Below are 19,640 nucleotides of genomic sequence, written 5' to 3'. Positions count from 1 at the left end.
GTCTTTGCTCTGCATACGTTTCGTCATTCTCATCTGTACCTTTCTTTTGAAGAATTGGTATTAATCTTGGTGGCTATCGCTATACTGACCTGATTCGATCCTGACTCGATAATTCCATCTCAGCCATTTTGCCGTGCAGCGTTTGACGATTACTTCTGCCCAGCTTCAAGCCAACCACATTCAGCTTACGCTAGAGCAACAGCACTATCTGCGACGGGTTTTGCGGCTTCAGGCGGGCGATCGCTTTTTAGCGCTAGATGGTCGTGGGCAACAGTGGTTAGCCATGCTCACAGACTCAGCGGCTACCGCCCAACTTTTAGATGCCGTCGCGGCTGAGTCTGTGCCCTTGCCGCAGGTGGTGTTGGCGGCTGCGTTGCCAAAAGGCAGTGGGTTTGATGAGGTGGTGCGGCAGGCAACAGAGCTAGGTGTTACGGAGATTTGGCCGCTGATTAGCGATCGCACGCTGCTGCGTCCTAGCGCCCAAAAACTTACGCGCTGGCAACGGATTGCTACAGAAGCGGCTGAGCAGTCAGAGCGCCTTGTGGTTCCTGTGGTAGACGAACCGAGATCTTTTAAGCAGCTATTACAAACAACCGCCGCCGACCAACCGCTTTACCTGTGTAGCGCCCGCCAACAGCAGCCACATTTACTAACCTGCTTGCTAGAAAGGCCGTCTGCCGCGTTGCTAGTAGCCACCGGGCCAGAAGGCGGCTGGACGACGGCAGAAGTTAACGAAGCGATCGCCGCTGGGTATCAAGTCGTCTCACTGGGGTCAACAGTTTTGCGGGCGGTAACTGCGCCTTTGGCGGCTTTAACCCTAATTAACGCTGTCTATACGTTGAAATCAGAGCGGCTTAAAGGTGTCTAATTAATAATTTTCTTAAGAGAAATTAGCACAAAAATTAATTGATCAAAGCTAACAATGTTGTCTGGAAAGCTTGACGCCGACTAAACCCTTCGACAGACAATATGAGCATTAAATTTTAATGCTCAATGACTGAAATTTTTATGAATAAGACACTTTACAGGGGCAGTCTTCTTTGGGGTTTAACGGCGATCGCAAGCTGCTCAGCCCCAGTTGCCAATATCCCGGCAGAAGCCGTAAAAACGGAGGCAACCTCAACTAGCAACCCAGAACTTGCCGCTTTTATTGAGTATTATTTAGCCAATGCTCGGACGCTTGTTCCCATGGTAGGCTATGTGGCGCTACCGAGTGAAGCCTATCGTTTAGCCCTCAAACACTTTCAAAATCGCAAAGTTGGCAGCGTCTTTGACGGCACTTCTCAACCCAATCTCACCATTGAGGAGCTGCTTCAAAAAGAAGCTAAGTTCTAACTTTTATGTTTAAGCAGCGGCTTTGTCACCGACAAAGCCGCTACCCCCATTTAACTCAATGACAGGATGTGATTAGAGAACCGTGCGACTACACATTGACAACCGCTACTGGCAATCTAGGAATGACGTAGATTTCCAACGGATCGTAATTCCAATCCGCTTCAAATCCGCCATCGCCGCCCGCCGGATTAAAGGCTCGACTCGAAGCAAACAGGCTAAAGCTATAAGCGCCTTGAGCGGCATTACCCGGCAATGAAAATGTGGCAACATTCGTAACGCTGTTGTCAGCCGGGTCGCTGTGCCAGTGCTGAGCCGTACTCAACGCCGAGCTAAGGATGGGGCTGCCACTGCCACACCCCCCCCCACTCAAGGAAACGGAGCGCAGGTGGCTAGCGGTTGCCAGGTAGCTGACTTCAAACTCAAGGTTAGCTGGCTGACCCGCAATGATGGGCCGTTGAATCACCGGGCAAATCAACTCTATTGGCTCACTCCAAATGCCACCTTCAACTCGCCAGCGCAGTTGCGTAAACTGAGCAGTTGGCGCTGAATTATCCACCCGGAAGTTGATAGGAGTGGCGCTACCAATCACTTCTTTACTGGCATTGCCTAATTCAACTTCAACGGTATACAAACCATTTTGATAGCTGCGAGTGGGCCAGTTAAGCAGCAAGTTGGCAGGCGACCAATTTTCAGTAGCAGGCAAAACGGGGTACCAGCCAGCTGTATCGGCACTTTGCCAAAAAATCTGGCTCACGCCACCCACTAAACGATAAAGTGGCCAGCTCAGCCCCGTAAACGGGATAGCAGCGCCATTGTTGAAGCGGTAGCGGAGACGATAAAAGCTAGCCCCTTGCACCTGGTTGCAGCCATAGAGCTGAAGTGTACCAGCGTAAGGTACTTCGGCTAGCGGGTTCGGCAGGGGATCTACCAATGCCCCAGAAGGATGGGGACGGTTAGGACGGCGACCATAGCCGCTGACAGCATCATGATAAGGATCAGTAGGGCTGGCGGGATTAACGACGGGCATTAGCCCTACTGAGGTAATCGAAGCCACATCCTGACAGGCAACCGGGGGAGCATCACAAGCTACGCCAGCTAGGGCAATTTGAGAGGCAACCAGCTTAACGTCTGGAAGAGAGCCAGAATTCCAGCGGACATCAAAGAAGCTCTCAGCGTAGATGACTTCTTCATCGCCGTCGCCATCGACATCTTGCGTGACTCGGAAGGTAATGTCAGGAACATCAAAAATGGGCGTCCATTCTGGAATGACGAAGTCTACGCAACGGCGGAAAGGCCCTACATAGCGATCGAAGTCTAAGCCCTCTAAACGCTGAGCATCTAGCTTGAGCTGTGCAGCGATGTTAAGCCGCATTTTGTCCATCGCTTGATTAGCTTGGTCGCTGTGGCGCAGTTCTCTAAGCTTTGTAGGCAGCGGGGGGGGTAGCGGTTGGCTAAACCCACTGCTAGCCAATAGCTGCTGCTGCTGTAAGGTTGTGCTACCAAAGGTGGCGCTGGCTTCTAAGGCTGCTAGCTTGCGAGCGGTGGCCGCGCCGACGAGTTGCTCAGCTCGCTGGAGGGTCAAACCGCCGTCTTTGAGCAGGGGAATGGGGTCAGGTTGAGGCTGAGGAGGCCGAATCACGTCGGGCGTTTGCAGTTCTGCTAGTAAATCGCGGATAGAAGGTTTGATGAAAATATCGGGAAAGCAAAAGCGTTCTCGGCGGAAGCGCAAGATCCAGTCAATTTCCCAGCGGGGAATGTAGACACAGAAGCGGCCACAGGCGTCAGTCGTTACGGTGGCAATTTCTTCGCGACGGCAGAAGGTCGGAAATAGCCAGCTCCAGGGAGAAGCTTTAGGAAAAAAGCCGAGAAAGTTGCAGTCTGTATCTTCGACATGAACGGTGGCAAAGGGAACTGGGTATTCAGCGCCTGTGTCTGGATCTTGCTTGACTACCCGGCCACAAAGGCGACGGAATAAGAGCAGTTCTGGATCAATACGCCATCTAAACTTTTCGCTAATTTCAGCTACGCTTAGACCTGCAATTTCTTTAACGCTGAGTTCGCTGAGGGCAGCGAGGCGTTGACTTTGAAGCTTGTTGAGCGGTTGGCGATCGGGATTAATTTCTGTTCTTAGCATTTTAAGCCTGCTTCTTTACTATCTGCGAAACATCGACGCTTGCTAGGGGGGTAATGCTAGAGCAAGGCGTTGGCTCAGCCGCGATCGCTGTTGCAGCCGTTTTTTACCTGTCTGCTAATGCGCTAGCCTGCCTGAGGCGAGGATAAATTAAGCAAGTGTCGATTTAGACTTTTTCACTCTAAAAGCCGGAAATGCTTGCTAGCAGTACCCTGGAGGGTACTCTTTCTGTTTAAAGCCAGGTTTTATCCAGTTGCCCACTCTAGAGAACTCCATCCTGAAAGGGATAGTTCTCAGCCAGACTGACTCGATAGAGTAGTGCTTAAGTCCTGCCGAGTCATGCTGATGTCGATCATCCACGTAGACCACTTAAGTAAGCGCTATCCGGTTGCCATTAAGCAACCTGGATTAAAGGGAACCTTGCGGCATTTCTTTCGCCGCACTTATCGTTATATCGAGGCTGTGCAAGCCATCTCTTTTGAGATTCAACCGGGTGAAGTGGTGGGGTTTTTGGGGCCGAATGGAGCGGGTAAAACCACAACGCTAAAAATGCTGACAGGGTTGATCCATCCGTCTGCCGGACAGGTGCAGGTAGCAGGATATACGCCCTTTCAGCGACCTGTAGATTTTTTGCACCAGATTACGCTGGTGATGGGGCAAAAGCAGCAATTGCTGTGGGACTTACCCGCCATGGATTCGCTCAGAATTAACGCCGCAATTTACGGACTTTCAGACAAGGAGTTTCGCTATCGAGTGGCAGAGTTGGCTGAAATGCTGGCGCTAGCCGACAAACTCAGTCAGCCCGTACGCAAACTTTCGTTGGGAGAACGGATGAAAGCCGAGATGCTAGCAGCCCTTTTGCACCGACCGCAAATTTTGTTTTTAGACGAACCCACACTCGGTCTAGATGTCAATGCTCAAGTGGCTGTCCGCAGCTTTTTGCAGGAATATAACCGCCGCTATGGGGCAACAGTGCTGTTGACCAGTCACTATATGGCTGATATTACGGCTCTCTGTGAGCGAGTTTTGTTGATTTACCAGGGACAGCTTATTTATGACGGCAGTTTAGACAAATTGCTAGAGCAGTTTGCCCCTTACCGAGAGGTCAAAATTGAGTTAGATTGCCAGGTCAACGCTGAAGATTTAGCCAGCTACGGCGAGCTAGAAACTTTTGAAGGCTGTGTCGCTAGCTTGATTGTGCGGCGCGAGGCGCTAACGCAGACGGTGGCTCGCTTGTTAGCCGATTTGGATATTAAAGATTTAACCGTAACCGATCCGCCCGTTGAAGAGGTGATTGGTCGAGTTTTTCAAGCAGGAGCGATCGCCTAATGTCTGTTCAGCAAAATCGACCCAACCCAGCGCGGCCTCAGGCCAAAATCCGTTCGCGCTCCGCTAAACTACTGCACTTAATCAAAACTCTGCTGCTGGTCTATTACGCTTACATGGTGGAATACCGGGCAGAGCTGCTGTTTTGGGTGCTGTCGGGAACTTTTCCGCTGATTTTGATGGGCATCTGGGTAGAAGCTGCGCGTAGCGGTCAGTTTGGTTTGCAGCCAGTTGAATTTATTCGCTATTTTCTGGCTGTTTTTTTAGTGAGGCAATTTACGGTCGTTTGGGTCGTTTGGGAGTTTGAGCGGGAGGTACTAGAGGGCAAACTGTCGCCTAACCTGCTACAGCCAATTGATCCTGTTTGGCGTCATTTTTTTAGCCATGTGGCGGAACGGTTTGCCCGCTTACCTTTGGCAGCTGTACTGGTGGGCGTGTTTTTTCTGCTATACCCGCAGGCCATCTGGTTGCCTAGCGTTAAAGCGATCGCCCTGGGATTGATTACGGTTTCGCTGTCTTTTTGCCTGCGATTTTTGATGCAGTATACCTCAGCGATATTGGCGTTTTGGACAGAGCGAGCCAGTGCAGTTGAGCAGTTTTGGTTTTTGCTATATCTATTTCTTTCTGGCATGTTAGCGCCGCTAGAGATGTTTCCAGCCGCCATTCGCGCCGTTGTCCTTTGGACGCCTTTTCCGTATTTGATTTACTTTCCGGCTAGCATTTTAGTTGGAATGCCCGTTAACTACACCCAAGGCTTTTTGACGATGCTGGGTTGGGGCATCCTTTTTTTTGGGCTAAACCGCTGGCTTTGGCGTAGAGGACTCAAGCAATATTCTGGCATGGGAGCTTAGCTGTACTGGCAAAGCAAGACTGTATGCCTTTAGGGTAGCCGCTACTACAGCAAGCAGCTCTTTTAGCGACTGCGGCAAGTGGGGCATACTGTGAGCGATCGCTGCTGGCAGACAAAGCGCTGTCCCGCCCGAAACTGTGGGAATTGGCTGAGTTATCGTCAGCGATATCGGCCATCTATCGGATTAAATTCTGAAATAAGTAAAGTTAGTCTAGTAAGACTAGGAAAGTTTAGACTTTAAGTTTGTTTTTACATTTTTACTTTTCGTATTAAAACACAAACTTAAAAATGATGCTAACTATCTTTACATAATCCACTTGCTAAATATAAGCGCAATAAACATGTTGTTTAAACTCTTTCATCCTAGAACCTATTTTCCGGTTTGTAGGATGCTTGGTTTTTTCAAGCGAATGCGGCTGGCCTCTGCTCAAAGAAAGCTGAAGCAAGTGCAAAGGTTTCAACTTCTCAGATACTTTGCCTTCAGTGGATTAATTGCGTTTACCTTAACGGCGATCGCCCTTAATTACTTTTACTATCAACAGTCGGTTAAAAACTTAATTCATCTCACCGAAGAACAAAACATTGCCCTGACCAAGTCTTTTTCTAACACCCTTTGGCCGGAGTTTTCTCGCTTTCTTCGATCTACCAGCAGCTTATCAGATGAAGACTTAAGAAAACATCCAAAATCTTATCAATTGCAGCGGGCTGTTTTTACCCAGATGAGAGGGCTATCGGTCGTTAAAGTTAAAATTTTTGACCTCAAAGGCCGCACTGTTTTTTCAACAGAGGTTAGTCAGATTGGGGAGATGGCTGTCAGCAATCGCAATTTTGTGATTGCTAGATCTGGGCAGGTGGTGAGTCAACTCGGTCACCGTAGCTCATTTCGGGCTATTCAGGGACAGGTGAGCGATCGCGATTTACTCTCTAGCTATGTTCCTATTCAGTCATCGTCGGGGAATGAGGTTGAGGGCGTTGTTGAACTCTATAGCGACGTTACGCCTCTATTTCAACAAATTTACCAGACCCGGCAGACAATTTTGCTCGGCAGTTTGCTGATTTTAGCGGGTCTTTATAGTGTTTTGTTTCTGTTAATTAAACGGGCTGATCAAATTATTCGACAGCAGCATACTGCTTTACAACAGTCACAAGCTGATTACAAAAGACAAGCCGACGTTTTGGAAAACACGTTGGGGAACTTGCAGCAAGCTCAAATTCAGCTAGTTCACAGCGAAAAGATGTCTAGCTTAGGCCAAATGGTGGCAGGTGTGGCGCACGAAATTAACAATCCTGCTGGCTTTATTTACGGCAATTTAGAATATTTATCCGAGCAGTTTGGTCATTTAACCAAGCTGATCCGACTTTATCAAAAAAATTATCCGGCTACTGTAGGAGAGATTGATCGATTTGCGCGTGATATTGATATTGAGTTTTTAATTGATGATTTACCTAAATCTTTAGATTCAATGCGGGTAGGAGCAGAACGCATTCGCCAGATCGTGCTATCTCTGCGCAATTTTTCTCGCCTTGATCGCGATGGAATTAATCAGTTTGATATTCATCAAGGCTTAGAAGATACCTTACTGATTTTACAAAATCGCATCAAGAAAAAAGCAGACCGTCCCGGCATTGACATAGTTAAAAACTACGGTTCGCTGCCTGCCATTGAAGCCCACGGTGGCCAGCTTAATCAGGTTTTTATGAATTTGCTTAACAACGCCATTGATGCAATTCAAGAAAAGCGGCAGTCCGCTGCGCCATCAGCCGCTGATTTCTCCCCTGATTACATTATTATTTCTACCCAGGCGATCGCTGATAAGGCTGTTCAGCTCACGTTTCAAGACAGCGGCTCTGGCATGTCGGAGAAAATTCGCAGCAAAATTTTTGATCCTTTTTTTACAACCAAACCAGTGGGTAAAGGAACAGGCTTAGGTTTGTCAATCAGCTATCAGGTGGTTACTCAGAACCACCAAGGCCAGATAACATGTGATTCAGTTTTGGGAGAAGGCACCACCTTTACCCTGACTTTGCCGCTACGGCAAATGTCTGCTAAACATTAGGCGCTGATGAAAAGGAACTATACGGTTGATGCATCGCTACAGACAGGTTTTATGGCTGTTTTGGAGTACGGCGATCGCAGCTGAGCTAGAGTATCGGCTCAATTTTTTGATTGCAGCACTTAGCAGCTTTGGCAGTTTGGTGGGTAGTTTGTTTGGGCTGTTTCTTTTCTATCAAACCGGATACGAGTTTCAGAACTGGAGTTGGGAAGAAGCCCTGATTGTGTTGGGCATTTTTACAGTGTTGCAAGGAGTAGCGGCAACTTTTTTAGCGCCTAACCTGAATAAAATTGTCCGGCACGTTCAGGAAGGAACTTTAGACTTTGTTTTGCTCAAGCCGATTAGCTCTCAGTTTTGGCTTTCGACGCGGGCGCTCTCACCCTGGGGGCTGACAGATGTTTGCTTTGGGTTAGGAACCATTATTTATGCGGGCGTTCGTTTGGGCGTCAACCCTGGCGATTATTTGCGGGCGCTGCCGCCGCTGCTGCTAGGAGCAATCAGCCTCTATAGCCTCTGGTTTATGTTGGGAGCTACCAGCATTTGGTTTGTCAAAATCTACAACGTGACTGAGGTTTTGCGCGGTCTGATTGAAGCGGGGCGGTTCCCAATGGCAGCGTATCCGGCGGCTTACCGAGTCTTTTTTACTTTCATTGTGCCAGTTGCTTTTTTAACAACGGTGCCAGCCGAAACGTTATTGCAGCGAGTAGACTGGGAGTGGGTTTTTGCTTCAGTGCTGCTAGCGATCGCGCTGTTTCAGGCTTCACGGTTGTTTTGGCGCTTTGCTTTGCGATTTTATACCAGTGCTTCTAGCTAAATGAACCGTCGTGTTTTAGTGTGTCAAAATACAAGCTGTCGCAAATATGGCGCAGCTCAAGTCTTAAAAGCTTTTCAGCAAGCCAAAGTGGCTGCTGAACGTAGCGGCTGTTTAGGGCAGTGCGGCAATGGGCCAATGGTGATTGTTTTGCCTGAGGCAATTTGGTATGACCGGGTTCAGCCCCGTCAGGTACCGATTATTGTTGAGCAACATCTGCAGCAAGGCGCACCCGTACAGCCCTGGCTTTATCAGAAGTTTCATGCTGTGTAGCAGCAAGCCAATCTTGCCTGTAGCTAAGGTATTTGCCTGGGGTAGGCTAGCTTTGCTGTTTAGGTAGAAGCTGCAGCTTCAGGGCTGAGATAACCCCGCGTCGAAAAAGGAATATCAACAATAGTACCTTCAGCACCCGCTACCGTGACAGATAAGCCGTTACCCCCTGCTTTGGTGCGAATATAGGCCAAGCCTTTAATCCCTGTAGGCGTTTGTACCAAACTGGTCAGCACACCGACCTTCTCTTGATCGCACATCACGGTTGACTGTAGCGGCACGTCGCGATCGAGCTGAATGCCCCACAGTTGTTGCTTGACTCCCTGATAGGTGTTGAGGCGAGCGATAGTTTCTTGGCCGATGTAGCAGCCTTTGTCAAAAGAGATGGTTTGCCAAAGCCCTGCTTCTAGAGGATTAAAATCTTCTGTTAGCTCGGTTGCTGGCATGGGGCGGCCTTGCTCAATGCGTAGCTGCTGCCAAACCTGCTCTCCCAACGAAACCGCGCCTGCTTCAGTTAGCCGTTGCCAAAGCTGCGCTGCAAACTCTGTCGGCACAAAGAGCGTATAGCCTGGGCTAACCAAGCCACTGCCGACGGCAACCATAACCTGAAAGCCGTCAATCTCTAAGTTTTGATGGCTAGCTATAGGCTGACTAATTAAAGACTCTGCTCCTAGCTGGGTTATCAGGCGATCGCTTTGAGGTCCCAATAGACTAAACGCAGCCATCTCGTCGGTGACATCTTCTAGCTTCACCTTGTCAGCAAAGAAAATGTAGCGATCCATCCAGTCAATCAGCTTTTGCTGCATCCCTGGTGATACTAATAGCAAAACGGAGTCGGCTTCTAGATAAGCCGAGACTAAATCAAGCGTGCGGGCAGTAGAAGTCACAAATACGGTGTCACAGCCCTGTCCTGGCTGTAGTAGCTGAAAGTCGTTGGTGGTTTGATTGTGCAAAAACCGCAGGCGATCGCTATCAGCAACGCGAATTTTGCCCCAGTGTGAGCGATCGGCGATCGCCACGCCCGTTTGGGCAGTTTCATACGCCAAAACGTCGTTACCAAAGCTTAGGGGCAAAGTGGCGTCTTCGTCGCTAAAAATTGCCCCTGCTTGGGCTTGGATCACTGCCAAAGGTTGCCTCATACTGCTTTCATCATAGGGATAGCTATTCCTATTTTACTGGCTTCTTTCAACCGCGAAACTTTGAGCCGCTGGCAAGCGCCAAAAGATCAGGCGACTTGAATGACGTTTTCGTTTTGTTAATTTATCCGGAGGAGCCTCAGCGACAATCGTCAGTTTAAGAGCGATCGCACCGTTTAGAGCAGATGAATTGCCGTTTTACAACTGATTTCTCAACAGCTAGAGGCAAGGCAATCAAAGCCTCGCTTTTAAGCTGAGGATAGAGGTTGAGGGTGCAGGTTACAAAGTAAGCGACGTGCTTTGAAACTCCGTCAGAGCGGGCTTAAGGAATTACAATCTCAATCAAAGAATCTGACTAAAATTGCTGACAAAGAAGAAATTTTAATCTGCGCAAGCGTAGCCAAGAAGTCTATCAAATGTCTAAAATTGTAGTCAATATGTTCCCCTTATCTTTTGCAGTTTATCCCAAATAAGCAAAATTTTGCCTAAATAGCCTTTGCGGCTATCCCGTTTTTGCTAAAGCTGGCAATAATTGAGAAGTTAGATTGAGTGCATCCGAATGACGCTGATTCAATCAGAGCAAGTCGCAATTCGCCTGGTAATCGAAGATCAACTCAAAGCTTTTCAAGCGAATGATAGCTATGCCGCCTTTGCTTTGGTTGCCCCTAAAATCCAGCAAAAATTCAAGACGGCAGATAACTTTTTACACTTAATCAAAACAGACTACGCACCCCTGTATCGCCCTAGCTCTGTCGTTTTTGAAGGCTTAACCTTTTTTCAAAACACGCCTACTCAGCTTGTCATGTTTTTGTCTCAGCGGGCTGAACTGTTTCGAGCCATGTACCTGATGGAAAAACAAAAGGCTGACAGATGGCTGATTCAAGACTTCTTTCTGTTTGCAGTAGATGAATAACCTAATAACCGCCCAACAAGCCGCGACGTTTGGCTTGCTGTTCGGCCCAGTGAAACAGAAATAACCCAGCTCCAAAGTAAAATCCACCGTTGGCGATCGCAATGCCAAGCTGCCACAGGTCGAGCGCTTCCCCCCGAGCCATTAAATCACGTAGCAAGCCAGTGCTAGGCAGCATGGGCAAAAGCTGAGCCAGCCAATACCCCGCTCCGCTCCATTCTTCGGTTGGAGCTGCTAGCAAAAACAGCAAAGCAAACTGAAAAACGCCCAATACCTGCTGCACACGCTTAAAGATCAAGGCACAAGCCCCCATAAAAAAGGCTAAACCATACCCTGCCATCAGCATCGTTATTAGCGGCAAAATTAGCGTTGGCGGAAAGGCCAAGCGACTGCCCGTAATGCCAATCAAAATGGCCAGAATCAGCACAATCAGCGTCATGCGTAAGGCCAAGCTAGCAAAGGCTCGGGCAATAAAGACTTTCGGTGCCCCGAAGGGAGAAAGAAAAACCTGCTCCAGGGTGCCTGTTTGGGCTTCTAGCTGTAAGCCAATGGCAATATCGTTGACGATGTACAAAATCAGCGTCCAGGCGACATAGCCAATGACAACAGCCTCTAAGCGATCGCCAAACCCCATACTAGGCCCAGCCATATACTGAGCGCTGAGAAACAAGCCATAAAAGACGGTAGTGACAATAAACAAGCCAGCAATCACTTCTGCTGGATAGCGAATGAACTGGATCCAGGTACGTTTGAGTTCGCCAATTAGAAGTTCAAGCATGGAGGTGAGAAAAGTGGCAGATGCGCTAGCAGCTAAAGGAATAAACAGGCAACAAGCAAACACTCAGGCGAGAGGGGAGGTTGACTCTCCCCGTACCAGCTTTAAGAAAACCTGGGTGAGGTCGGCCTGATCTTTGGTGACGGCCACTAACGGTAACGGTTTGAGCTGATCGAGTAGCTGATAGAGCTGGGCGGGTTCTCCGGCAAAGGTGATCTGTTCAGCCGTAATGACAGCGCCTAAAGCAGCGATCGCCTGTTTTTGCAGGTCACTCAAGCTGCCTTCAAACGTGATCCGGTAGGTAGAGCCAGAAAACTGCCGAATGAGCGCCTGAGTGGGTTTTTCGGCAATGATTTCTCCCTGGCGGATCACAGCCACCCGATCTGAAAGTTCTTCAGCAACATCGAGCTGGTGGGTAGTTAGCAAAATGGCACAGCCTGACTGAGCAATTTGCCGTACCAGGGCTTTAACCGTTTCACCCGCTTCTACATCTAGACCCAGCGTTGGTTCATCTAGCAGCAGCAGTTGCGGTTGATGGATTAACGCAACCGCGATCGCCAGCTTTTGTTGCATACCCCGTGATAGCTTTTGCACCGGGGTCTGGCGCTTGGCTGTCAGGTCAAACTGTTCTAGCAGCTTGAGTCCTCGCTGTCGGGCTAGCCGACTAGGCAGGCCACGTAGCACGCCAAAATAGTCTAAATTTTCTAGGGCTGTGAGTTTCCAATAGAGGTTGCGATTGCCTTCTAGCACCGCCCCTACTTGCTTAAGCGCCCGACTTTGGCGATGGGGATCGAGGCCAGCAATGCGAACCTGACCGCTATCGGGCCGAATTAAACCTGCAATCATCTTGATAGTGGTGGTTTTTCCGGCTCCATTAGGCCCCAAAAAGGCTAACACCTCACCCGCTTGAATCGTCAAACTGACGTCCCGCACAGCCTCAAAGCGCTTTTTACCCCGGCCATAGCTTTTGCGGAGGTGGTGTACGGCCAAAGCCACGGCTGCTGCCGGAGAGGGCGACTCTGGTTGAGTGGTGGGAAATGAGGGAAGATCCAGCGTCATAGCGTCCGGGCACGTAATGCCTTAACCTTTCTTAAGAATCTCTCATTATCCTAACGTGAAACCATGAGCCAGAAAGATCAGCTAATTGCGATGGCCGAAGACGAGTTAACTGAGTACAGTACCGAAGCCCGCAAAATTGAGAAATTACGCCGCAAGTTTAGTTTTGCCGTTTCGCGATCGCAGCAACAGCAAATTCGCAGTGAAATTGCTGAGGAAATGCCTCAAAACCCATTTGCTCGTATTGTTGAAGAAAATCGGCAAACGGTAGCGCTGCCATTTTGGGGCATCGGTGGATTGGGTTTGCTGCTAGGCATTTCATGGACGCAGCCGCTCGATTTTATAGCCACAGGCGTCGGCTTCTATGCGGCCTTTGCCATCCAGAAATGGGGTTGGAACTTACAAGCGCGACGGCTGGTGATTAAGACAATTGATGACATTGAATATCGCATTCAGCACCCAGAGGCAACCGACGGGTAGAAAAGGGCTTACTCGTGCGGTAGGCCGTCTGGCATCAGCGCTTGGTGCAGATTGGCCTGATGCAAAAGCGTGCCTGTCAGATCAGCCCCGCGCAGATCGGCTGCTTTTAGATTGACTCCACTCAGGTCGGCGTAGCTCAGGTCGGCTCCTTGCAAATTCGCCTCTGCTAAATCAGTCGGAAATCCTCCCGGACGGTAATCTCGGCCTAGCTTGGCTCGACACAGCTTGGCACCGCTCAAATTAGCCCCGCGCAAAATAGTCCCGCTCAAAAGCCCATAGCTCAGGTCAGCCTGACTCAAATTGGCCTGCCCCAAGTCGGTTCTTTGGTCAGCGGTTGGGCGCAAATCAACCTCTAGTAAACAAGCCGCCGATAAGTTGGCGTGGCTCAAATTAACGCCGCACAAGCTGGCTTTAACCAGATTGGCGTTGGCTAATGTGGCGTTGGCTAAAATTGCACCGCTCAAATCTACCTCTCGTAGTTGGGCACGGGTCAAATTGGCCTCTCTTAAGTCGCTGCCCCACAAAATAGATTCACTCAAATCGCTGTTGGCAAAGTTAGCACGGCAAAAGTGAGTCCGACCTAAGCGAGCCTGACGTAAATCGGCATGGCTAAAGTCAGCATCGCTGAAGTCAAGCTGTAGCAGCTCAATTTCTAGCAGCTTGAGTCCAGAAAAATTGCGTTCACCTGCCTCGTATTGGTGTTGCAGTTCTTTGCCATCCATAATGTTTTCTTCGGGGGTTGATGGGCGCGATCGCTGTCGCCACAAGTCCTCAGACGCTTCAATGGCTACCAGCCGCTGACAGAACAGCTTTCTTTTGTATTCTGCTCTCTGCCTGCTGCCTTGGGTGATACCAGGCGCTAACGATTGCCGCAGTATCTTACTCTATCGCTTCCAGTCGCTGGCGGAAAAGAGCTATTCTGGCGGCAAAAACAACGGTTCATAAGCTGCTACAGTTTTCCATTCTTGAATGTACGCGGGAGTGAGGGTAAGCAGCACATCGTCTTGGTTTAGGGTGGGGAGTGTGAGCTGTAGGGGAACGGCTGCCGCTAGCTGCGACACGATGGGTTTTAGGTCGTATTGGCCTATATTGGGGGCGGCGGCAGCGGCGTCTGTAAAGATCTGGCTAGAAGCTTCTTGGGCCGTTAGCCGTTGTCCTAAAGAAGATGTCAGCAGCAGCGATCGCGAACGATCAATTTCGGCCTTGCCAGGAAACCCCACCAGCCGTAGATAAAAACTGGTCTGGCCGTTAGGGCGAACCCGGTTGAAGGCAATCAGTTGCCAGCGATCGCCCTGCTGATCGGGTACAGTCTGCCGAGCTTGATAGACAATTTGGCCGGGGGCTTCTTCGAGTTGTCGAATAGCGGCCAAGGCCGGGGGTGTCTGTAGCACTGCACAGAGAAAAAATAAGCCCACCAGGGCGGTTGCTGCTAACAGAGAAACGACTTTTCGCGTGTGATAGGTCATGGTGAATCTTTACGATTTTGGCAGGGCTAAGGGGGTTAAGCCTCGCCTGACCAAGGATGAAGCTGAAGGAATCTGTAAACCTTACTTGAGTAAATCACTATTTAGTTATATAAAAGTGTAAAGATAATTTCAAGCCCTGGTTTGCAGCTCACTGCTCACTCCTACCGCACTTATTCAAAACCGATGTGTCGCTAAGACCCATGCGCAATTGCCAAAGGTCGCCTTGTTGTCAGAACCATCACCCGGTAGCCTGCCGCTGCAAACAGCGTGGGGAATCTGGCTCACCAAACCCCTCACGCTGTAGAACAAAACCAGCCAAAACCCTTATGCAGCGCTTTCTTTAGCAACAGCAAACGGTTCGTCTACGGGCAGACTGCCACAATCAGCAATCAGCACCTCTGATTGGGGTCTATCTTGGCGATCGGTGTTAACCTGCTCAATTTGGCGTACCACTTCCATGCCTTCTAAAACTTTGCCAAAAATGACGTGCTTACCATCGAGCCAGGGCGTTTTCACCAGCGTAATAAAGAACTGTGAGCCGTTTGTATCTCTGCCGGCATTGGCCATTGACAGCCACCCCGCCCCATAGTGCTTGAGGGTAAAGTTTTCATCGGCAAAGCGCGGGCCATAGATAGACTTACCGCCTGTGCCGTTGCCGTTTGTAAAGTCGCCCCCCTGGCACATAAAGTCTTTGATTACCCGGTGAAAGCGGCTGCCTTTATAGCCAAAACCCTGCTCGTGAGTGCAGAGTTGGAGAAAATTTTCGGCGGTTTTGGGCACCGTTTCGCCAAATAAGCCCATGACAATCCGCCCAGCGGGTTCACCGCCAATGGTGATGTCGAAGTAGACTTTTTTAGTCACTAAGGTATCTTCGCCTGACATGCTAATCCTCTATGTGCTTGATTAATTGCGCTATTGATTTGCGATCGCGCCTCAGCGTCAACGCCGGGGCAACGATAGTTTGCATGATACCGCTTTCACTCATCACCGTTGGCAGGCAGCCAGTTTAGGCAGGGGGCTTTGTGAAGCAGTTGGGGTTCTCTGTGCTACCGTGTGGGATAGCTCATAGGCGATTATGTTTCAAGCGACGCGTCGCCGTCTGGCACTTTGGTATACGGCTGTCACGGCTGTTTTATTGTTGCTGTTTGCCAGCGGTTTTTATCTCTATGTGCGCACAACCCTGGTGGAGCGGGTAGACGATACGCTTAACCATGTTATTGAAATTGTGTTGCGCTCTTTGGTCATTGAACCTAGCGAAACGGGGGGACGGGTCTTAACGGCAATTGGCATTGTAGAACCACCGCTGCGGGTGAATGTAGAAGCGACCTTTCGCGACAATGCCCCGCCCGCCGAAGACGATCGCATTGATCTAGAGTGGTTTAGCCCCACGGGAGATCTGCTGTGGTCTACCTTTGCCGAACCGCCCCGGCTACCGTTGCATGTTAACCCTCAGGGGGAAACTGTGCGGCTAACGAAGGCATCGCTGCTGCGGCAGATTACCCAGCGCATTCAGTCAGGCAATCAGGTTTTGGGCTATTTGCGGGTGAGCCATCCCTGGTTTGAGGTAACGAAGCCAACCCGCCGCTTGATGGTTGATTTAGGGCTGGGCATTAGCTTGATGGTGGGGGTGGTGGCGGCGATTGGCTGGTTTTTATCGGGTTTGGCGATCGCCCCTGTTAAAGAGTCTTACCAGCAACTCAAGCAGTTTACTGCCGATGCTTCCCACGAATTGCGCAACCCGATCGCGGTGATACAAACCAACGTGCAGGTAGCTTTAGCTGACCCCGAACCCGACGTTCAGTTTCAGCAGGGGCAGTTGCAGGTGATAGAGCGCCTGACCCGACGGCTGGGGCGACTGGTGGATGATCTGTTATTTTTGACCCGCCAAGAAAGTGGGCTGGTACCGCTACAGCGAGAAACGGTTTGGCTAGATCAGCTTTTGGGTGAGGTGATTGAAGAACAGCAGGCGATCGCTCTGGAAAAATCAGTGCAGTTGGTCTATCGACTACCAGAACTAGCCGGAGCCAATGAAGCAGCGATCGCCGCTTCAGAATCAGCTTTTGCCTTGCAAGGCGATCGCGATCAGCTCATCCGTTTGTTTACCAATTTGATTAGCAACGCCCTGCAACATACCCCCGCCGCTGGCACCATCGTTGTTGAACTAGCGCCTTTACGTCAAGGGCAGTCAGGCTTACAGGTGGCTGTGCAAGATACGGGGGCAGGCATTGCCCCAGACGCTTTGCCCCATGTGTTTGACCGCTTTTACCGAGCCGACCCAGCCCGTGGTCGCCGCCGCGATAGTGGCTCAGGGCTAGGGCTAGCGATCGCTAAGCTGATTGTCGAAAATCATCGCGGCCAGATTCGGCTAGAAAGCCAGCTAGGTGAAGGCACAACTGTGAGCGTCAGTTTACCGAAGTCGGCCAAAGAAGTTTAGCTCAGCGGCTGATAATTTGGGGGAAAGCAGCGATCTATCTTAGAAAGATACGATCTCAGAGAGATACGATAGATAAAGCTGTAGCCCCTAGAGTTGAGATCTTTAACTGGCTGAAAGCCGCTGACAAACCCCTTTCATTCTGGCTGCTGCCTCGGCCTTCTGCTTTTAGCCATTATATCGCTCCAGAACCTCAGGGCTTATTCTCTATCAACGTTTAGACTCAAGCCATCAAACGGCTGGGGATGCTGACATGTCTGATGACGCTTTGACGCTGACAGCTTACGATTTGTGGAAATGCTACGGCGATCGCCCGGTCGTGCAAGGCATTAACTTTACGCTGCATCCCGGCGAAATTGTCGGCCTGCTAGGGCCAAATGGAGCTGGCAAAACAACAACCGTCGGTATGCTCTACGGCACTGTTATTCCCACCCGTGGCTTTGTTCAGTTTGGGCCTTGGCAACTGCCCAGCAAAGGGAAGCAAGCTCGCGCCCAGATGGGCATTGTCACCCAAGAAGACAACCTCGACCCTGACTTTACCGTTTTCAAAAACCTCTCTTACTTCGCCCATCACTACCGCCTGACTGGGGCTAAAGCTCGCGATCGCGCTGCCGAACTGCTCAGTTTAGTCAATCTGCAAGACAGAGCGCAGGCTCAAATTGACGAACTCTCAGGCGGCATGAAACGGCGACTTGTGCTAGCACGAGCTTTAATTAATTATCCTAAGCTGGTGTTTTTAGATGAACCTACTACCGGGCTAGATCCCGATGCTCGCCAAGAGTTTTGGCGATTGGTTAGCCAGCTCAAGCAGCAAGGCTGCGGCGTTTTGCTGACCACTCATTATATGGATGAAGCCCAGCGACTCTGCGATCGCCTGCTATTGATGCAGCAGGGACAGGTGATTGACGAAGGCACACCTGCTGATTTGATTCAGCGGGTCATTGGTCAAGAAGTGGTTGAAATTGAAGGTGTCCCACCAGAGAAGCTCCAAAACCTCAGTCAAACCTTTGGGGTCTGGGGGCGGCTGTTTGGCAATGGCTATTTACTGGCTCTGCCCGGTGACCAGCCAGAAACGCTATGGAACCAGATTGAAGCGCTGCATCCGCCGCGACTCACTCGCCGTCAGGCCAATTTAGAAGATGTCTTTCTCCGTCTTACCGGGAGTCTGCTGGAATGAAATCTTTATCAATTACCCCTTGGGGCGTTTACTCGGTTTGGTGGCGGCACTTTCAGGTTTATCGCAACACCTGGCTGGTTAACTTTTTGCCGCCTGTATCGGAGCCTATTATCTACTTGCTGGCCTTTGGCTTTGGGCTAACACCGCTGATTGGTGATGTCACCTATGGCGAAAATACGCTGACTTATTCTCAATTTATTGCCCCCGGCATGATTGGCATTGGGGTGTTGTTTCAGTCCTTTTTTGAAGGGGCTTACAGTACGTTTATTCGCCTTAGCTTTCAAAAGACCTGGCAGGCTCTTTTAACCGCTCCGCTCAGCTTTAGCGAAGTTTTTGTGGGGGATTGGCTCTGGGCTGCTACCAAAGGCATGATTGCTGGTTTGCTAACCGGGCTGGTGGCGATTGTGGCTCGGCTGTATGCCATTGAACATTTGCTGCTGGCGTTGCCAGTGATTGTGCTGGGGAGCTTACTCTTTGGGGCGTTTGGTTTGCTGGTGGCGGGGATGGTGCGCAAAATTGATCAGATAAATGTGCCAATTTTTCTGATTATTGTGCCGATGTTTACCCTATGCGGCACTTACTTTCCGCGCAGTACGCTACCGCCGCCGCTGGAGCTAATCGCTAGTCTGTTGCCTTTATCGGCGCTGGTTGATTTGCTGCGGTGGCCGCTGGGGTTGCCCAATGGCTGGCTGCTGCCGCTACTCTGGCTGATTGCCTGGACGACGCTCTTTACGGGGTTGGCTGCTAAGCGAATTTATCCACTACTGTTTCGGTAGGGCAACATTTTGCCCTGAAAGCCTTAAAACTGTAGTTTTTGCGGAGATAGCTAGAAAAGGGGCGGGGCACTCTGAAGCCGAGTTCAGGGTGTTTTTGTATGAAATATTTTTGCTGGCCTCAAACTCGGCTCAGCCGCCCGCAGGCAGGTTTTACGCTGCTCGAAATTATGCTGGTGATTAGCCTGATGGGTACGCTGATGGCGATCGCTGCGCCTGGTTTGTTGACGCTTTGGCAGCGGCATCAGATTACGGTGGGGCAGCGCCAAGTTTTTAATGGTTTGAGGCAGGCGCAGCAGCAAGCTATTCAGACTAAAGAAAGCTGGCGCTTTAGTGTTCGTCAGGTGGGCGATCGGGTTGAATGGACAACCCACCCCGATACGATTTTGCCGACAGAGGCGACGGATTGGCAGGTTTTGCCTGTTGGCCTCCGTTTAGACAGTGAAACCAACTTACGCCGAAAAAGCAATATTCCGTCTACCAAGTTCGACTACAAAGGCAATGTAGCTGCTTTGGCTTTTCAAGGACGCGTGACGTTGTCTAGTGCAAGTGGGGGGGCAACCAAGCGCTGCGTGGTCGTTTCTACTTTGCTGGGTGCTGTACGTCTGGCAAATGAGCAGCCTTACCCGGATGAAAATGGCCGCTATTGCTATTGAGGC

20 protein-coding genes are annotated in these 19,640 nt (G+C 50.2%); 13 read left to right on the top strand and 7 right to left on the bottom strand.

The window, feature by feature from the left end; genetic code table 11:
- The first annotated feature begins 133 nt into the window (after positions 1–133).
- Complete coding sequence (locus ACTS3T_RS12130) at positions 134–868, top strand: 16S rRNA (uracil(1498)-N(3))-methyltransferase (RefSeq protein ID WP_377963934.1); 735 nt, start codon at positions 134–136, stop codon at positions 866–868.
- A 140-nt stretch (positions 869–1,008) separates the two neighbouring features.
- A complete protein-coding gene (locus ACTS3T_RS12125; protein WP_377963932.1) occupies positions 1,009–1,335 on the top strand; it encodes a hypothetical protein in 327 nt (108 codons plus the stop codon).
- Positions 1,336–1,423: 88 nt separating this feature from the next.
- Here ACTS3T_RS12125 and ACTS3T_RS12120 read toward each other — a convergent pair whose 3' ends face one another.
- Positions 1,424–3,469, bottom strand: coding sequence for a hypothetical protein (locus ACTS3T_RS12120; RefSeq protein WP_377963930.1), 2,046 nt, complete (start codon positions 3,467–3,469; stop codon positions 1,424–1,426).
- Positions 3,470–3,811: 342 nt separating this feature from the next.
- Between ACTS3T_RS12120 and ACTS3T_RS12115 the strand changes: the two genes are divergently transcribed.
- The 5 genes from ACTS3T_RS12115 (at position 3,812) to ACTS3T_RS12095 (ending at position 8,780) form a co-directional block, all read left to right on the top strand.
- A complete protein-coding gene (locus tag ACTS3T_RS12115; RefSeq protein ID WP_377963928.1) occupies positions 3,812–4,795 on the top strand; it encodes an ABC transporter ATP-binding protein in 984 nt (327 codons plus the stop codon).
- A 113-nt stretch (positions 4,796–4,908) separates the two neighbouring features.
- A complete protein-coding gene (locus tag ACTS3T_RS12110) occupies positions 4,909–5,643 on the top strand; it encodes an ABC transporter permease (protein WP_377963983.1) in 735 nt (244 codons plus the stop codon).
- A 409-nt stretch (positions 5,644–6,052) separates the two neighbouring features.
- Positions 6,053–7,699, top strand: a complete 1,647-nt coding sequence (locus tag ACTS3T_RS12105) for a sensor histidine kinase (RefSeq protein ID WP_377963926.1) — start codon at positions 6,053–6,055, stop codon at positions 7,697–7,699.
- A gap of 28 nt (positions 7,700–7,727) precedes the next feature.
- Positions 7,728–8,510 carry an ABC transporter permease gene (locus ACTS3T_RS12100; protein WP_377963924.1) on the top strand — a complete coding sequence of 261 codons (783 nt, stop codon included), beginning with the start codon at positions 7,728–7,730 and terminating at the stop codon, positions 8,508–8,510.
- Complete coding sequence (locus tag ACTS3T_RS12095; RefSeq protein WP_377963922.1) at positions 8,511–8,780, top strand: (2Fe-2S) ferredoxin domain-containing protein; 270 nt, start codon at positions 8,511–8,513, stop codon at positions 8,778–8,780.
- 59 nt (positions 8,781–8,839) lie between these two features.
- On the opposite strand, the gene ygfZ is transcribed toward ACTS3T_RS12095, so the two are convergent.
- Positions 8,840–9,916, bottom strand: coding sequence for a CAF17-like 4Fe-4S cluster assembly/insertion protein YgfZ (gene ygfZ / locus ACTS3T_RS12090; protein ID WP_377963920.1), 1,077 nt, complete (start codon positions 9,914–9,916; stop codon positions 8,840–8,842).
- A 556-nt stretch (positions 9,917–10,472) separates the two neighbouring features.
- Between ygfZ and ACTS3T_RS12085 the strand changes: the two genes are divergently transcribed.
- Entirely contained in the window at positions 10,473–10,826 is a 354-nt protein-coding gene (locus ACTS3T_RS12085; protein ID WP_462935021.1) for a DUF4864 domain-containing protein, read from the top strand.
- A 1-nt stretch (position 10,827) separates the two neighbouring features.
- Here the strand turns inward: ACTS3T_RS12085 and ACTS3T_RS12080 are convergent, their stop codons facing one another.
- The gene (locus tag ACTS3T_RS12080) at positions 10,828–11,601 is read right to left on the bottom strand and encodes an ABC transporter permease (protein ID WP_377963916.1); all 774 of its coding nucleotides are present in this window, start codon (positions 11,599–11,601) and stop codon (positions 10,828–10,830) included.
- Between the two features lie 63 nt (positions 11,602–11,664).
- Entirely contained in the window at positions 11,665–12,657 is a 993-nt protein-coding gene (locus ACTS3T_RS12075) for an ABC transporter ATP-binding protein (protein WP_377963914.1), read from the bottom strand.
- 63 nt (positions 12,658–12,720) lie between these two features.
- Here ACTS3T_RS12075 and ACTS3T_RS12070 point away from each other — a divergent pair, with 63 nt between their 5' ends.
- Entirely contained in the window at positions 12,721–13,134 is a 414-nt protein-coding gene (locus ACTS3T_RS12070) for a hypothetical protein (RefSeq protein ID WP_377963912.1), read from the top strand.
- Between the two features lie 8 nt (positions 13,135–13,142).
- On the opposite strand, the gene hetL is transcribed toward ACTS3T_RS12070, so the two are convergent.
- The 3 genes from hetL to ACTS3T_RS12055 form a co-directional block, all read right to left on the bottom strand.
- A complete protein-coding gene (gene hetL / locus ACTS3T_RS12065; protein ID WP_377963910.1) occupies positions 13,143–13,856 on the bottom strand; it encodes a heterocyst differentiation pentapeptide repeat protein HetL in 714 nt (237 codons plus the stop codon).
- Positions 13,857–14,048: 192 nt separating this feature from the next.
- The gene (locus ACTS3T_RS12060; RefSeq protein ID WP_377963908.1) at positions 14,049–14,600 is read right to left on the bottom strand and encodes a DUF3122 domain-containing protein; all 552 of its coding nucleotides are present in this window, start codon (positions 14,598–14,600) and stop codon (positions 14,049–14,051) included.
- A gap of 324 nt (positions 14,601–14,924) precedes the next feature.
- Positions 14,925–15,482 (bottom strand): peptidylprolyl isomerase, encoded by a 558-nt coding sequence (locus ACTS3T_RS12055; protein WP_377963906.1) that lies wholly within the window; start codon positions 15,480–15,482, stop codon positions 14,925–14,927.
- A gap of 193 nt (positions 15,483–15,675) precedes the next feature.
- Here ACTS3T_RS12055 and ACTS3T_RS12050 point away from each other — a divergent pair, with 193 nt between their 5' ends.
- From ACTS3T_RS12050 to ACTS3T_RS12035, 4 genes are all read left to right on the top strand, one after another.
- The gene (locus ACTS3T_RS12050) at positions 15,676–17,034 is read left to right on the top strand and encodes a sensor histidine kinase (RefSeq protein WP_377963904.1); all 1,359 of its coding nucleotides are present in this window, start codon (positions 15,676–15,678) and stop codon (positions 17,032–17,034) included.
- Positions 17,035–17,284: 250 nt separating this feature from the next.
- Positions 17,285–18,208, top strand: coding sequence for an ABC transporter ATP-binding protein (locus ACTS3T_RS12045; RefSeq protein ID WP_377963902.1), 924 nt, complete (start codon positions 17,285–17,287; stop codon positions 18,206–18,208).
- Entirely contained in the window at positions 18,205–18,984 is a 780-nt protein-coding gene (locus tag ACTS3T_RS12040; protein ID WP_377963900.1) for an ABC transporter permease, read from the top strand. Before ACTS3T_RS12045 ends, ACTS3T_RS12040 begins: the two co-directional genes overlap by 4 nt.
- 98 nt (positions 18,985–19,082) lie before the next feature.
- The gene (locus ACTS3T_RS12035; protein WP_377963898.1) at positions 19,083–19,637 is read left to right on the top strand and encodes a Tfp pilus assembly protein FimT/FimU; all 555 of its coding nucleotides are present in this window, start codon (positions 19,083–19,085) and stop codon (positions 19,635–19,637) included.
- Positions 19,638–19,640: the final 3 nt, after the last annotated feature.

It is taken from the genome of Almyronema sp. (assembly GCF_052168255.1).
Lineage (GTDB): Bacteria > Cyanobacteriota > Cyanobacteriia > Phormidesmidales > Phormidesmidaceae > Sphaerothrix > Sphaerothrix epifaneia.
Note: the sequence above shows the minus strand (reverse complement) of the source record. Positions and strands in the feature narration are given on the sequence as shown.